This window comes from Nonomuraea sp. NPDC049750, from assembly GCF_040659625.1.
Taxonomy (GTDB): domain Bacteria; phylum Actinomycetota; class Actinomycetes; order Streptosporangiales; family Streptosporangiaceae; genus Nonomuraea.
Genome location: NZ_JBFANB010000052.1, coordinates 1 through 13,980, shown reverse-complemented (window position 1 = coordinate 13,980; position 13,980 = coordinate 1). Strand labels below are relative to the sequence as shown.

General features: G+C 70.3%; 11 protein-coding genes. 5 read left to right on the top strand and 6 right to left on the bottom strand.

Going from position 1 to position 13,980, the window contains the following annotated elements; translation table 11 throughout:
* Nucleotides 1-138: 138 nt before the first annotated feature.
* Nucleotides 139-3,252, bottom strand: a complete 3,114-nt coding sequence (locus tag AB0J16_RS56720) for a cytochrome P450 (protein ID WP_358556841.1) — start codon at nucleotides 3,250-3,252, stop codon at nucleotides 139-141.
* A 54-nt stretch (nucleotides 3,253-3,306) separates the two neighbouring features.
* On the opposite strand from AB0J16_RS56720, the gene AB0J16_RS56715 reads away from it, so the two are divergent.
* Together AB0J16_RS56715 and AB0J16_RS56710 are read left to right on the top strand one after the other, a co-directional pair.
* Nucleotides 3,307-3,867 (top strand): WHG domain-containing protein, encoded by a 561-nt coding sequence (locus tag AB0J16_RS56715; RefSeq protein WP_358556838.1) that lies wholly within the window; start codon nucleotides 3,307-3,309, stop codon nucleotides 3,865-3,867.
* Nucleotides 3,868-4,058: 191 nt separating this feature from the next.
* Entirely contained in the window at nucleotides 4,059-5,186 is a 1,128-nt protein-coding gene (locus AB0J16_RS56710) for a S1 family peptidase (RefSeq protein WP_358556835.1), read from the top strand.
* Nucleotides 5,187-5,337: 151 nt separating this feature from the next.
* On the opposite strand, the gene AB0J16_RS56705 is transcribed toward AB0J16_RS56710, so the two are convergent.
* The gene (locus AB0J16_RS56705) at nucleotides 5,338-6,315 is read right to left on the bottom strand and encodes an aldo/keto reductase (RefSeq protein WP_358556832.1); all 978 of its coding nucleotides are present in this window, start codon (nucleotides 6,313-6,315) and stop codon (nucleotides 5,338-5,340) included.
* Nucleotides 6,316-6,383: 68 nt separating this feature from the next.
* On the opposite strand from AB0J16_RS56705, the gene AB0J16_RS56700 reads away from it, so the two are divergent.
* The gene (locus AB0J16_RS56700; RefSeq protein WP_358556829.1) at nucleotides 6,384-7,055 is read left to right on the top strand and encodes a class I SAM-dependent methyltransferase; all 672 of its coding nucleotides are present in this window, start codon (nucleotides 6,384-6,386) and stop codon (nucleotides 7,053-7,055) included.
* A gap of 32 nt (nucleotides 7,056-7,087) precedes the next feature.
* Here the strand turns inward: AB0J16_RS56700 and AB0J16_RS56695 are convergent, their stop codons facing one another.
* Nucleotides 7,088-7,792 (bottom strand): TetR/AcrR family transcriptional regulator, encoded by a 705-nt coding sequence (locus AB0J16_RS56695; RefSeq protein WP_358556826.1) that lies wholly within the window; start codon nucleotides 7,790-7,792, stop codon nucleotides 7,088-7,090.
* A gap of 98 nt (nucleotides 7,793-7,890) precedes the next feature.
* Here AB0J16_RS56695 and AB0J16_RS56690 point away from each other — a divergent pair, with 98 nt between their 5' ends.
* Both AB0J16_RS56690 and AB0J16_RS56685 read left to right on the top strand, forming a co-directional pair.
* Nucleotides 7,891-8,415 (top strand): hypothetical protein, encoded by a 525-nt coding sequence (locus AB0J16_RS56690; RefSeq protein ID WP_358556824.1) that lies wholly within the window; start codon nucleotides 7,891-7,893, stop codon nucleotides 8,413-8,415.
* A 155-nt stretch (nucleotides 8,416-8,570) separates the two neighbouring features.
* The gene (locus AB0J16_RS56685) at nucleotides 8,571-9,584 is read left to right on the top strand and encodes a LacI family DNA-binding transcriptional regulator (RefSeq protein ID WP_358556821.1); all 1,014 of its coding nucleotides are present in this window, start codon (nucleotides 8,571-8,573) and stop codon (nucleotides 9,582-9,584) included.
* A 29-nt stretch (nucleotides 9,585-9,613) separates the two neighbouring features.
* Here AB0J16_RS56685 and AB0J16_RS56680 read toward each other — a convergent pair whose 3' ends face one another.
* The 3 genes from AB0J16_RS56680 to AB0J16_RS56670 all read right to left on the bottom strand — a co-directional run bounded on the left by AB0J16_RS56680 (nucleotide 9,614) and on the right by AB0J16_RS56670 (nucleotide 13,792).
* Complete coding sequence (locus tag AB0J16_RS56680; protein ID WP_358556818.1) at nucleotides 9,614-10,372, bottom strand: PAS domain-containing protein; 759 nt, start codon at nucleotides 10,370-10,372, stop codon at nucleotides 9,614-9,616.
* Between the two features lie 180 nt (nucleotides 10,373-10,552).
* The gene (locus AB0J16_RS56675; RefSeq protein WP_358556815.1) at nucleotides 10,553-11,707 is read right to left on the bottom strand and encodes a MalY/PatB family protein; all 1,155 of its coding nucleotides are present in this window, start codon (nucleotides 11,705-11,707) and stop codon (nucleotides 10,553-10,555) included.
* A gap of 384 nt (nucleotides 11,708-12,091) precedes the next feature.
* Nucleotides 12,092-13,792 (bottom strand): family 43 glycosylhydrolase, encoded by a 1,701-nt coding sequence (locus tag AB0J16_RS56670; protein ID WP_358556812.1) that lies wholly within the window; start codon nucleotides 13,790-13,792, stop codon nucleotides 12,092-12,094.
* Nucleotides 13,793-13,980: the final 188 nt, after the last annotated feature.

Here is a 13,980-nt window from a genome sequence, read left to right as displayed (position 1 = left end):
GGTTTCCAGCATGTTCCACGGATATGTCACGCATGCTGCACTTATATCCAAGGATGGTCCGCTAATCCGGGTTTCGGGATAAAGGTTCGCCCAGCGCCACCTGCGGAAAGCCGCAGGTGGCGCCCAAGAACGCGGAGATCAGGCGAAGACGTCCTGCTGGTAACGACCCTGCTCTTCGAGCGCGGCCAGCCACGCCTCTCCATCCGTCCCGGTCTTGTCCCGGTGGATGGCGAGCAACGCCCGCCGTACGGCGGGCGCCATGCGCAGCCCGTCGCCGCAAACGTACACGTACGCCCCAGCCTCCAGCAGTTCCCACACCGCCTCGCCCCGCGCGGCGATCGCGTCCTGCACGAACCGGTACGGATGCCCGGCCACCGCCGAGTAGGCCACGGTGACGTGCACCCCGTCAGCCGACGCCCAGCCCTCCACCTCGTCCCGGTAGAGCCAGTCATGCGAAGGATGGCGGCACCCGGCGAACACCTCGGCCCGTCCGGTGGCCCCGGTCAGCGCCCGCTCCTCCAGGAACCCCCGCAACGGCGCGAACCCGGTGCCGGGACCGACGAGGATCACCGGCGTGGCGGGGTCCTCGGGCAGCCGGAACGGCGGCGCGGGCACCCGGATGTAGCCGTAGAAGCTCTCCCCGGGAGCCAGCCCGGCCAGGTAGGCCGAGCACATCCCGCGGTATTCGCCGCTGCCCGACCAGGCGGGGCCCTCCACCAGCCCGACCGTGATCCTGACCAGGGCGGGGTCGGCCAGCGGCGAGGAGGAGACGGAGTAATAGCGCGGCCGGATCGGCCCGGCCATCTCCAGGAAGACCGGCAGCGGCAGCTCGATCGCCGGGAAGCGGTCGAGCAGCGCCAGCGGGGAGACCCGCTTGGCCAGGATCTCGTCGGCGTAGTCGGCGGTCAGCGCGTCGAGCTGGCTGCGCGTCCACGGGCACGAGGTGTGCGCGGCCAGGGCCGCCAGGTCCGACCTGGTGGCCACCTCCTGCAGCTCGGCGAACTCGGTCAGCAGCAGCCCGGCCGTCACCGGCGTGTCCACGGGCAGGTGGGTGGCCCCGCCGGTGCGCAGGCGTACGACCTGCTCGCGCGGGACGCGCAGGCAGCGCAGCGCCCACTCCACCAGCTCCGGGTCGTTCTTGGCGAAGGCGGCCACGTGGTCGCCCGCCGAGTAGGTCACGCCCTCGGGCAGCCGCGCCACGATCGAGCGCACACCGGGCCGCGGCGCCTCCAGCGAGAAGTCCCACAGCCCGGCCGGGTCGCCGGTCAGCTCCTCGTTGGAGACCACGGTCAGCGGGAACGCCCGCGCGGACACCACCGCGGGCCGTACCTCCGCCTCGCTGAGCACCTCCATCTGGTAGCGGGGGCCCGCGTCGGCGGCCGAGGCGCTGTACTCCTCGGCCGTCGCCGCCCACAGCTTGGCGGTCCACGCCGACACGTCGCCGTCGAAGTCGCCGTCGGCGTCGGCCTCGCCCCGCTCGATCAGGGGTACGGCACCGGCCGCCGTCAGCTTGGCGAAGGCGCGGCGGGGGAAGTCCTGGTACGTGGGCCACTGGGTGTTGCCGCAGCCCAGCAGCGCCAGCCGTACTCCCGACAGGTCGGGCAGCTCCTCCAGCGCGTCGAAGCGCTGGGCGTTGTCGGGCGCCTTGCCGTTGTAGGAGGAGGCGACCACCAGGAGCAGCCCCTCGCTCGGCGGGACCAGCTCGTCGAGGGTGGTCAGCGTGGTGGCGAAACCGGCCCGCCCGGCGCGCTCGGCCAGCCGCTCGGCGATGTCGGCGCAGGTGCCCAGGTTGGAGCCGTAGGCGACGGTCAGCGCGACGCCGGTGACGGCGATGTCCTGCTGCTCCTCCACCTCGATCGGCTGCCCGAGCACGGTGACGCGCTCGTGGGGACGGCGCTCGCGCACCCGGACGGTGAACCCGTCGGGCTTCAGGGTGAGCGTCTGCTTGATCTTCATCTTGTAAACGGTGGGGTCGGAGACGGCGAAGCGCCGCAGGATCATCGCCAGCGCCAGCCTGGCCTCGGTGAGCGCGAACTGGCGGCCGATGCAGGCCCGCTCGCCGTTGCCGAACGGCTTGTAGGCGCCGGGGTGATGGTCACGCTTGTTCTCGGGCAGCCAGCGGTCGATGTCGAACTCGTCGGGCCGCTCCCACGCCCTCGGGTTGCGGTGCAGCGACGGCAGCAGGACGATGACCGGCGCCCCCGCCGCCACCTCGTACTCACCGCCGAGCGTGGTGTCCGCGATGGCGTTCACGGAGAAGGCCGGGATCGGGGACCACACCCGCAGCGTCTCCTCCAGGATCCGGGAGATCACGTCCAGCTTCATGACCGTCTCGTAGGCCGGCGGCTCGTCGCCCGGCAGTAGCCGGTCGACCTCGTCGTAGGCCCTGGCCAGGGTGTGGGGGTCGCGCAGCAGGTTGTACAGCGCGAAGGAGAGCAGGCCGCTGGTGGTCTCGTGTCCGGCGATCAGGAAGGTGAGGACCTGGTCGCGGATGTTCGCGTCGGAGAGCCGGGCGCCGGTCTTGGGGTCGGATGCCTCCAGCATCAGGCCGAGCAGGTCCTTGGCGGCGGCGCCGTCCTCCGCGCGGCGCCGCCTGATCACGTCGTCGACCAGCTCGCGCATCAGCTCGATGTCGGCCCGGTAGGCGACCTCCTGCTTGCGCCTGAGCTTGGTGACGAACGGGAGCTGCTGGTTGCGCAGCATCGCCTCGGTCAGCGCGCCGCCCATCGCCGTCAGGAACGGGTGCAGCTCAGGCGAGTCGAAGGAGTCGAACCGGTAGCCGAACCCGGTCAGCGAGATCGTGTCGAGGGTGAGCCTGGTCATGTCGTCGGCCACCGGCAGATCCTGCCCCGGACGCCCCGCCCAGGACTCCACGAGCCGGTCGGCGACCTCCAGCATCTGCGGGTAGTACGCCTTCATCGACCGCTGGCTGAAGGCCGGCATGAGGATCCGGTGCGCGTGGCCCCAGACGGGCTCGTCCGGCCTGGCCGTGAACAGCCCGTCACCGGCGAAGTCACGGACGATCGACAAGGGCGGGTTGATCTCCTTGCGGAACCGCGTCTCGTCGCACGCCTCGGCCACCAGGTCCGGATCGTGGATCACCACGACCTGACGACCGAGCAGGTCGAGCTGATAGATGCCCTCCGGGTGCGCCCGCGCGACCTCCTCGAAGTAGGTCATGGGCGAGTGCGCGGGCACCTGGAACGCGTTTCCGACGATCGGCAGCCCCCGAGGGGCGGGGATCTCTTTCATCAGCACTCCTTTCGGGTAGCCATACACCGTATGGCTCACGCTACCATACGGTGTATGGCAGTGAGCGCGCGCAGGGGAACCCCGCTGACCCTCGAGGAGATCTACACCACGGCGTTGCGCATGGTGGACGAGGTGGGCGTGGAAGGGCTGTCGATGCGCAAGCTGGCCGCCGAGCTCGACGTCAATCCGATGTCGCTCTATCACCACGTGGACAACAAGATGGCGCTGCTCACGCAGATCTGCGACACCAACGTCCAGCGCCTCGATCTCCCGCCGGACGAGTCGCTGCCCTGGCAGAAGCGGCTGCGCATCCTCGCGCGCGCCTATCGCCGGCTCACCACCGACCACCCGGAGATGTGGCGCTATGTGTACGCCCACCCGGAGATCACCGCCGACCGGAGGAGCGGCCTGTGGGGCGTGCTGTTCCCGATCCTGGAGGCGGCGGGCGTGCCGCAGGGGGAGCTGCGGCGGACGGCGGACGTGCTGTACGGGTTCGTGGCGGGCCTGGTGTTCGCCGAGACGGCCGGGCACATCGGCCAGGGCCAGGACACCGAGGAGGCCGACCGCACCTTCGAGGCGGCGGTCGACCTCATCGTCCGCGGCCTGGGCGGCTGACCCACCGCTGGGGGCCTGGCCGACCAACCGCTGGGGGGCTGGTTGACCAGCCACCGGAGGGCCGTCCCACCACCGGAGGGCCGTCCCACCACCGCGAGCCGGGGCCATACCACCGTGATAGGGGTCGTTTGCCATCTATGCCAATCCCTACCAACCGCTAGCTTGACAGGCACCCCCACAAAGGAGTGCACATGCGGAGTAAGCGCTGGCCTCTCTTAGGCGCCACCATCGTGGCGGCCTGCCTGGCCACCACCCCCCTAACCCCCGCCGTGGCGGCCTCCCCGTCTCCCGTCCCTTCGGAGTCGACCCCGCCGTCCGTGATCGACTCCCTCGAGCGCGACCTCGGCCTGTCCGAGCAGCAGGTCATCACCCGGCTGGCCAACGAGCAGCGCGCGGCGGCCACGGAGGCCGCACTGACGTCCTCGCTCGGCGCCTCCTACGGCGGATCCTGGCTGACCGCCGACGCCGCCAAGCTCATGGTCGCGACGACGGACCCGGCCACCACCGGCTCCATCGAGGCGAAGGGCGCGCAACCCGTGCTCGTCTCGCGGACGCTGGCCCAGCTCACCGCGGTCAAGGACCAGATCGACCGGGCGTCGGACCAGGCTAAGGCCGGCGCGTCCCTGTGGTACATCGACGTGACCACCAACAGCGTCGTCATCGTCGCCGGGCAGCAGGCGGCCGGTGACGCCCTCGCCACGGCCGCCGGCGTCGACAAGAACGCGATCCGCGTAACCGTCTCCGGCGAGCAGCCGCGGACCCTGATCAACATCGTCGGCGGCGCCCCCTACTACATCGGCGGCGCCCGGTGCAGCATCGGCTTCGCCGTCACCAAGGGCAGCACCCCCGGCTTCGTCTCCGCCGGGCACTGCCGGGTAGCCAACAACACCACCAACCCGACAGGCACCTTCCAGGGCGCCTCGTTCCCGGGCAACGACTACTCCTGGGTCGCCGCCCCCGGTAACACCGCTACGCCGTACGTACGCGGCGCGGGCGGCGCGAACGTCACCGTCCGCGGCTCCACCGCGGCCGGCGTCGGCTCCTCCATCTGCCGCTCCGGTTCGACCACCGGCTGGCACTGCGGGACCGTCCAGCAGCTCAACGCCACCGTGCGGTACGCGGAGGGCACCGTCACCGGCCTCACCCGCACCAACGTGTGCGCCGAGCCCGGCGACTCCGGCGGCTCGTTCATCTCCGGCAGCCAGGCCCAGGGCGTCACCTCCGGCGGCTCCGGAAACTGCAGCAGCGGCGGGACGACCTACTTCCAGCCGGTCAACGAGATCCTCAGCGTGTACGGGCTGACGCTCCGTACCGGCTGAGAACAGCCCTTCCACGCACCCTCGCGTGCCCGGTGCCCTCGGCGCCGGGCACGCTTCACGTGTGCCGCAGACGGCGCCGGGCCGCTTCACGGACGGCACGGCCGGCCCCGCCCCGACCCCGGCCCGCCGCTCTGGCCAGCAGCAATCGGGGTTACCAGCGGTCGTGGACCTGGGGTCGGATCAGCTCGTCGTAGACGGCGGTGATCGCCGCCTGTGTCTCCTCCGTGAGCGCGGGGAGCCCGGCCGCGGCGGCGTTGGCGCCGGCCTGCCGTGCGTCGCGGGCCCCGGGGATGACCACGCTGACGCCGGGCTGGTCGATGATCCACCGCAGCGCGAACTGGGCGGTCGTCATCCCCTCCGGCACCAACGGCTTGAGCCTCGCCACGGCCCGCAGCCCGGTGTCGTAGTCGACGCCCGAGAACGTCTCACCGACGTCGAACGCCTCCCCGTGCCGGTTGAAGGCGCGGTGGTCGTCGTCGGAGAAGCGGGTGTGCTCGTCGTACCGGCCCGACAGCAGCCCGCTGGCCAGCGGGACCCGGGCGATGATCCCGACCCCGGCCGCGGCCGCCGCCGGCAGCACCTCCTCCAGCGGCTTCAGCCGGAAGGCGTTGAGGATGATCTGCACGGTGGCGACGTTCGGCCGCGCGATCGCGGTCAGCGCCTCCGCGCAGGTCTCGACGCTCACGCCGTACGCCGCGATCCTGCCCTCCTCGACCATGGTGTCGAGCGCGTCGTAGACCGCCTGGTCCGAATAGACCGGAGTCGGCGGGCAGTGGAGCTGCACCAGGTCGAGGATGTCCACGCCGAGGTTCTTCCGGGACCGGTCGTTCCAGGCCCGGAAGTTGTCCAGGGTGTAGGCCGACACCTCCTGCGGCACCCGGCGCCCCATCTTGGTGGCCACCGTCAGGCCGGGGCGTTCCTTGATCAACTGCCCGACGATCCGCTCGCTGCGCCCGTCGCCGTACACGTCGGCGGTGTCGATGAACGTCACCCCGGCGTCGACGGCGCCGTGCAGCGTCGCCAGCGCGTCATCCTCTCCGACCGCGCCCCAGTCGGCGCCCAGCTGCCATGCCCCGAGGCCGACCACGCCGACCTGCCTGCCCGTCCTGCCCAGCTCACGCTTCTCCACAATCCCGATCGTACGGGCACACAACTTCCCAATAGACAAGACGCAACGGCGCGTCTAATCTATGCGTCATGACAAACACCCTGCACTCTCCGCTGGTCCGTACCGTGCTCGACCGGCTGTTCGCCGCCGCGGCACTCGACGACGACGCGCCCCGCGGACCGCTCCCCGGCGGTTCCCTGGAGACCGCCACCGCGCAGGAGCGCGCCGACGCCCTGGCCGCCCTGTACCTGCCGATCTCCGCTCGGGGCGGCGACCTCCTCTACACGCTGGTACGGGCCGCCCGCCCGGAGACCGTCGTCGAGTTCGGCACCTCGTTCGGGATCTCCACGGTGTACCTGGCCGCCGCGGTCACCGACAACGGCACTGGCCGGGTGTACGGCACCGAGATGAGCGCGACCAAGGTCGCCACCGCCCGCGCGAACCTGGACGAGGCCGGTCTCGGCGGCGTGGTGACGATCCTGCCCGGCAACGCCCTGGACACCCTCGCCGACGTACCGGGACCGATCGGCCTGGTGCTGCTGGACGGGTGGAAGGAGCTGAGCGTGCCGGTGCTCCGGCTACTGGAGCCCCGGCTGGCGCCAGGCGCGCTGGTGGTGGCCGACGACGTCACCTTCGCCTCTATGGCCGACTATCTGGACTACGTACGCGATCCGGCCAACGGATACGTCAGCGTCGCCTTCCCCGTGGAGGACGGCATGGAGATCAGCTGCCACACCGGCGGCGCCACGACGTACAACTGACACGACGTACAGCCGAACGGATCGGCCGACGCTCAGGCCGGAGTGTCGGCGCCTCCCGAGGCCGGGCGGAGAAGGGCCCCTTCGATACCGGCGGTCAGCATGACCACCACCGACTCGAACAGCACGTCCGGCGGCTCCACGATGGCCTCCTCGCCGATCCGCCCCAGATGCGGCCGACCCTGGGCGGGCGGCGCCGACGGCATCGCGACGGAGAGCAGCCCAGCGGGCGGGCGGTCGTGCCAGGTGTCCCAGATCTCGGCGAAACCGGCCACCTGGAGCACGGTGATCGTCCAGGCCCGGTAGGCGTTCTGCGGGCTCAGCCCGAGCGCGAGGAAGAAGTCCACCAACGCGTCGTCGGCGTCGAGCAGGCCGGGGGTGGCCAGGTGGGTGAGGTTCTCGGCGTGGGCGAGCGCCAGCAGGCCGGGGTGAGCCCGGTACCAGGACCGCAGGTCGAGGCAGTAGTCGCGCAGGCTCTCACGCCACCGCCCCGGATCCAGGCGCGGTTCGGGACGGTCGGCGTGGCAGATCGCCAGCACCTCGCGCAGCAGGTCATCGCGGTCGCTCACGTAGTTGTACAGGGCGCGCGGCGAGACCTGGAGCTCGGCGGCGACGTTGCGCATGGTCAGCTCCGTCGGACCGGCCCGGCCGAGCACGCGCAGGGCCGCGCGGGCGATCCGTTCCCTGGTCAGAGTGGGCCTGCCCATACGGACTTCGGGGCGTCGGCGGCGGGCGGGCACCGAGCCATGCTAGCCGGATCCGTTGAACTTCACACACCGTTGACTTTAAGCCGTATCCCCCTCCACACTTAGGCGACCCTTACCAAGGAGGAAACGGCATGCGGTGGTCTCTGGTCGTCGAATACGGAGTGGGATTCGGGCTGGTGATGAGCGCGCTCTTCACCGTGGCGATCTTCGCCGGGGCGTTCGTCAGCCGCGATTTCCTGCTGAACGACTACCCGCCGGCCATCCAGGAGCGTTACGCCAAACCCAAGAGCGCGCGCGGCCGCCGGGTGGCGGCCTGGGTGGGGGTGCTCTTCTGGGGACTGTGCTGCGTGCCCCTGACGGTCGCGGCGATGCTCCGCCTGCGCGCGGACCTCGGCACCGACCTGGGCTTCGGCCCGGCCGCCGTGGCGGGGGCGCTCATGTTCCTCACCCTGTCGGTGTACGACCTGGTGGTGCTCGACTGGATCGTCTTCGCCGGACTGCGCCCCCGCCTGATGGTGCTACCGGGCACCGAGGGCATGCGGGAGTACCGGGACCTGCGCTTCCACGCCGTGGCCGCCCTCAAGGGCAGCCCGCTGATCCTGGTCGTCGGCTTGCTGAGCGGAGGTGTTGTCGCGGGGCTGGAGGCGATCGCCTGACCGTCGTCAGATGGGCCGCGGCGTGGATGCGCGTGTGAAACGTGACCAGGACGCGGCGACGGAGTCCCCTCCCCGGCTGCGGCTATCATCGCTTGAAAGGGTTTTCTCGGCGGCATTCCCGAGCCACCTCCAGCGAGTCACACGAAGGACGGCGCATGGCCAGGGGCGCGAGCGGCAGGCCGGCGACCATCACCGCGGTCGCGAAGCAGGCCGAGGTCTCCATCTCCACGGTCTCCCGGGTGATGAACGGCAACGCCCACGTGGACCCGGCGATCGCCGAGCGGGTCCGCGCCGTGGCGAGCGAGCTGCACTACTCGGCCAGCCCGCTGGCCCGATCGCTCGTGCTGGGCCGCTCGCAGCGCGTGGCCATCCTGGTGCCGGACCTGGAGAATCCGACGTTCCAGAGCGTGCTGCGCGGCCTGACCCGCGCCGCCGCCAGGGACAACTACCACGTACTGGTGGCGGACTCCCTCGAAACGGCCGACGAGGAGGGCACCCTGGCGCTGGAGGCGCGCCGCTGCTGCGACGCGATCGTGCTCTGCGCGCCCAGGATGCCGGAGGACAGGCTCAGGGTCCTGCTGCCCGAGCTGGCGCCGGTCGTCCTGATCAACCGCGAGAGTCCGTACGTCCCGGCGCCGACCCTCACCGCCGACTACGAGGCGGGCATCCAGCCGCTCGCCCGGCACCTCTATCAGCTCGGGCACCGCCGGATCGCCTACCTGGAGGGCGATCCCGACAGCGTCTCCAACACCCGGCGGCGGACCGGACTCGCCCGGTTCCGCGCCGAGCATCCCGACGCCGATGTGCTCGGCATTCCGTGCGGGGTCACGTTCGAGCGCGGGCACGCCGTGGCGGACGCGGTGCTCGCGTCGGGGGCGACCGGGGTGCTCGGGTTCAACGACCTGGTGGCGATGGGGCTGCTCAGCGCGCTGAACGAGCGGGGCGTACGCGTGCCGGAGCAGTTGTCGCTGACCGGGTTCGACGACATCCCGTTCGCGAAGTACACGACGCCGCCGCTGACCACGGCGTCGGTGCCGGTCGTCGAGCTGGGCGAGGAGGCGTGGAAGCGGCTGCACGCGCTGCTCAACGGGGACAAGCCGGACCACGACCTCAGCTTCCGTCCCCGGATCGAGGTCCGTGGCAGCACAGGCCCCGTCCCCGGCTCTTGACGCGCGTGTCCGGCGGACATGCGGCGAGGTCAAGCGGATTGCTCAGCGGAGCCGTTCAGCTCGTTGAGGTAGTTGTAGATGGTGAAGCGGCTGACTCCGAGTGCGGCGGCCGCCGTTTCGGGTGCCTGCTTGACCAGGAAGAACCCGCGGCGTTCCAACTCGGCGATCACCTGGAGCTTGTGTTCCTTCCGCATCTCCTCGACCGGGACCCCGACCGCCGTGATGGCTGCCTCCAGCAGCAGGGCGGACAGTTCCTCGACGCTGTGAGGGAAGGACTCCCCTTGATGGTCGGCTGCCGGCTTGGCGGGATCCGCGTCGGCCGAAGGCATGGACGGCGCTGGAGGCATGGACGTCAGGTCGTGCCCGAGCACGAACCGGTCCATGGCGGACCTGAGTGAGACCCAAGCAGACACATCGGTGTTCAGGCAGAGCGCTGCCGCGGGGCGGCCCTCGTCGTCGGTGTACACGATCGTCGTGCTCTGCAGGTTGCGTCCGTCCGGCAGCTGGGATCGGTAGCCGATCTCGTGACGCAGGTCGCCCGCGGCGACACGTTCGAGCAGCTTGTCGGTGGGAGGGTGTCCGACCTGCCGGCCGGTGACCGTCCCGGCGATCGCGCGAACGGTGTTCGGAATGCGGCGGAGGTCATGCAGCACCACTTCGGTCGGCTGGGTCATCGCCGCCTGGAGAGGAGCGACAAGGAGTTCGAGAACGCGGTTGATGCACTCCGCGTCCATCCCCTCCAGGGCCGCAGGTGCCGGAAGCATCGAGCTGTCTGACGCCCGTTCCATACGTGACACCGTCCTCTGTTCAGCGCCGGGAAACCGGCCGAGCTCTCCAGACCCGGTTCGCTGCACCATCGTGAGAATATCGAGGCGCAGACCTCGATGGACCAACAATTTCCGCGAAGTTCCTGGGCGACCTCCACAACCAGTTGATGTCCGCGACGCGTCGGGGCGGGGTTCGTTCGGCTAGCGCGCGTGGAGAGCCGCGCTGCGTCCCATTCGGGTGATCGCCTCGGTGAGGACGGCCTGGGAAGTGGCGAAGTTCAGGCGGACGTGCCCGGCTCCTCCCGTTCCGAAGATGTGGCCGGAGGACAGGGCCACCCTGCCGTGCTCCAAGAACAGCCGTGCGGGACCGGCCAGGTCAGTGACCACCGCGAGCCCCGTGGCGTCTTCTTCCGGGGCGATGCCGAGGGACCGGCAGTCAAGCCAGGCCAGGTAGGTTCCCTCGGGTCTGGCGTATCCGACCCCGGGCAGGTGTTCGGCGACGAGCCGACCCAGCAGGTCTCGGTTCGCGTCGAGCCCCGCCAGCAGCGCGTCGAGCCACCCGTCCCCGTGCCGGAAGGCCGCTGTGTGGGCGATGACGCCCAGATAGCTGGCACCGTGGTGGACCTCCTCGGGCATCCGGCGCAGATCAGCGGCCGCCTCAGCCCCCGCGATGGCGAGCGCCGCTTTGATGCCGGCGAGGTTCCAGCCCTTGGTCGCCGACATGAGCGAGAAGGCGTCTTCGGTCCCGGGCACGCTCAGATAGGGCGTGAACTCAGCGCCTGGCAGGACGAGCGGGGCGTGAATCTCGTCGGCGACGACACGGACTCCGTACCGACGAGCCAACGTCGCCACGGCGGCGAGCTCCTCGTAGGTGTGAACCGTGCCGGTCGGGTTGTGTGGATTACTGAGGAGGTAGGCGATCTTGCCCTTGCCGCTCTGTTCCCTGGTACGCCGGAACGTCTCCTCCAGCGTTTCCAGGCTGATCCGGAGGTCCTGCCCGAGCGGCGCTTCGATGACCCGGCGGTCGTCATGGGCGATGAAGGCGTAGAAAGGCGCGTACACGGGAGAGTTGACGACGACTGGGTCGCCAGGGTCGGTGATCAGCCGCAGCACCTGGACCGCGCCCATCATCACGTCCGGGATCAAGGCGACGCGGTCGACCACCATCCCATCCCATTTCCAGCGGCGCGCGGCGAAGCCGGCCAGCGACTCGGCGAACTCGGTTCCGGTGGGGTACCCAGTGTCACCGATCTCGATGGCTTCGCGCAGCGCGTCGGCGACCGCCGGTGCGAGCGGGACATCCATCTCCGCCACCCACAAGGGCAGGACATCCGGCGGATATACCCGCCACTTCATGCTCCTGCGCTGACGGAGCTGCTCGAGCGAGAACTCCTCGAGAGGGTTCGCACACTCTCCGGCCTCGGCGCCAACCTCTGCGGAGCGGCGCTCGAACAAGGGCGAGGCTGGCTGATTCATGACAGACCTCCGTGGTCGAGCGGCAAGGAAATGGCAGTTCGCGGATCGTGAACACGCCGCCGAGCTCTCAACACAGAGTTGCAAACGGGCGACTAACTTGGCAAGAGTTGCACAGATTTTTGACACACCAAAGCGGTCTATCCACTGTCAATGCAGGTCAGATTGATGATGCCAGATCCACCTTCGCGCACAACAACATGTTGACAACCTGACGCAGCCCGCCCTGCCTTCAACCAGAATTTGAAGTCAGTGCACGCATTGGTTCTAGCGGGGGTGGATGGTCACTGGGCCGAAGACGGCCATGCCCTCGCCGGGCGATCCGGGCGGGGCGGCCGCGAACAGGCCGAGTTCCGCCGAGATCCAGCGCCCCTGCTCCGCCTGAAACCCCTCGAATCCGGTGACCCAGCCGTCACCAGCGCCACGGTTGCCAGCACCGACCTCATCAGCGCCGCTGTTCCCAGCGCCGTCGCCAGCACCCGCGCCCAGGCCCGTATCAGTGCCGTCGCCGGCGCGGTGGCGGAACCGCAGCGCGCAGACCCCCGCGTCGTCGGAGTCGATCCGCAGCCCGACGGTCGCGGCCTCGTCCGGCAGCCGTGTGCTGAACCGTGTCACCTCGCCCTCATCACCGTCCTGATACGTCCGGACCTCGACGCTGACCCCGTCACGGTCGCGCGCCAATCCCACGTACGCGTAAGAGGCGCCGAGCACGACCACTCCGGCCCTGGTCCCCGGCTCATCCGCTGCCAGCCGGAGTGTGGTGGTGAACCGCGCGGCCACACCGGGCACCTGCTGGCCGAGCACCTGTGGCAGATTCCGCAGGTTGCCCCGGTCGTTGGGCAGCGCGCGCACTCTGGCGTGACCGTCGCCGTCCAGACGCAGCAGGCCGGGAGCCGGATTCGCCTGCCAGTACCACTGCGGCCCCAGCTCCCCCGCCCGGAAGTCGTCGTCCCGCCCCGGCTCCGCCTGCCCGGAACCGGCCGGGTGCGGTCCCAGCGCCGAAGCACGGGCCGGAGCCGGGTGCGGTCCCTGCGCCGGTGCCGAGTGAAGGACCGCCGCCGAGGCGCGCGCCGGGGCCGGGTGTTCCAGGACGGGCTGTCCGTCCACTCCCATCACCGGCCACCCGTCGTCCCCCCAGCGCATCGGCTGCAGGTGGACCACCCGGCCGAACACGCCACGGTCCTGGAAGTGCAGGAACCAGTCCTCACCCTCCGGCGTGGTGACCCAGGCCCCCTGGTGCGGCCCGTTGACCGGCGTGTCGCCCTGCTCCAGGACGACGCGGTCCTCGTACGGACCCGCCAGCGACCGTGACCGGAACACCGACTGCCAGCCGGTCGCGACACCCCCGGCCGGGGCGAAGATCCAGTACCAGCCGTCGCGCTTGTAGACCTTGGGCCCCTCCAGCGTCGAGTAGCCGGGCAGGGCATCCCCGTCGATGACGGTGACGGGCGTGCCGATGATCTCGCGGGCGTCCGGCGTCATCTCCACCAGCGACAGCCGGTTGCTGATGCCACTGCGGCTCTTCGCCCACCCGAACACCAGCCAGGCGCGCCCGTCGTCGTCCCAAAGCGGGCAGGGGTCGATCACGCCAGGCCCGGGGAGCAGGAGGTGGGGCGCCGACCACGGCCCCGCCGGATCCGTCGCCGTCAGCACATGAACCCCATGGTCGGGGTCGGGGTAGAAGATCCAGAACAGGCCGTCGTGATGCCTGATGGAGGGCGCCCACGCCCCGCCGCCGTGCCGGGGCACCGTGAAGTGCTGCGCCGGTGGCACAGCGGGCAGCGCGCGGCCGATCAGCTCCCAGCGCAACAGGTCGGGCGAGCGCAAAACGGGCAGCCCAGGGGCGCGGTTGAAGCTCGACGTGACCAGGTAGTAGGTCTCACCGACGCGGATGACGTCCGGATCGGGCCAGTCGGCGTTGAGCACCGGGTTGCGGTACGTGAGCCGTCCGGCCGATTCGTCTGCCATGTGTCCAAGCTCCCGAAACTGGCCGAGAAAACGTTTCCCAGCCATTCTGGCACGCCGTCCGTATCAGCTGGAGCCCGCCTGACGCCCATCCGAGATGTGCGGGCCCATCCCTGGGTGGTGGGGGTGGTGGGGGTGGTGGGGGTGGTGGGGGTGGTGGGGGTGGAGTGGGTAGTGGGGGTGGTGGGGTT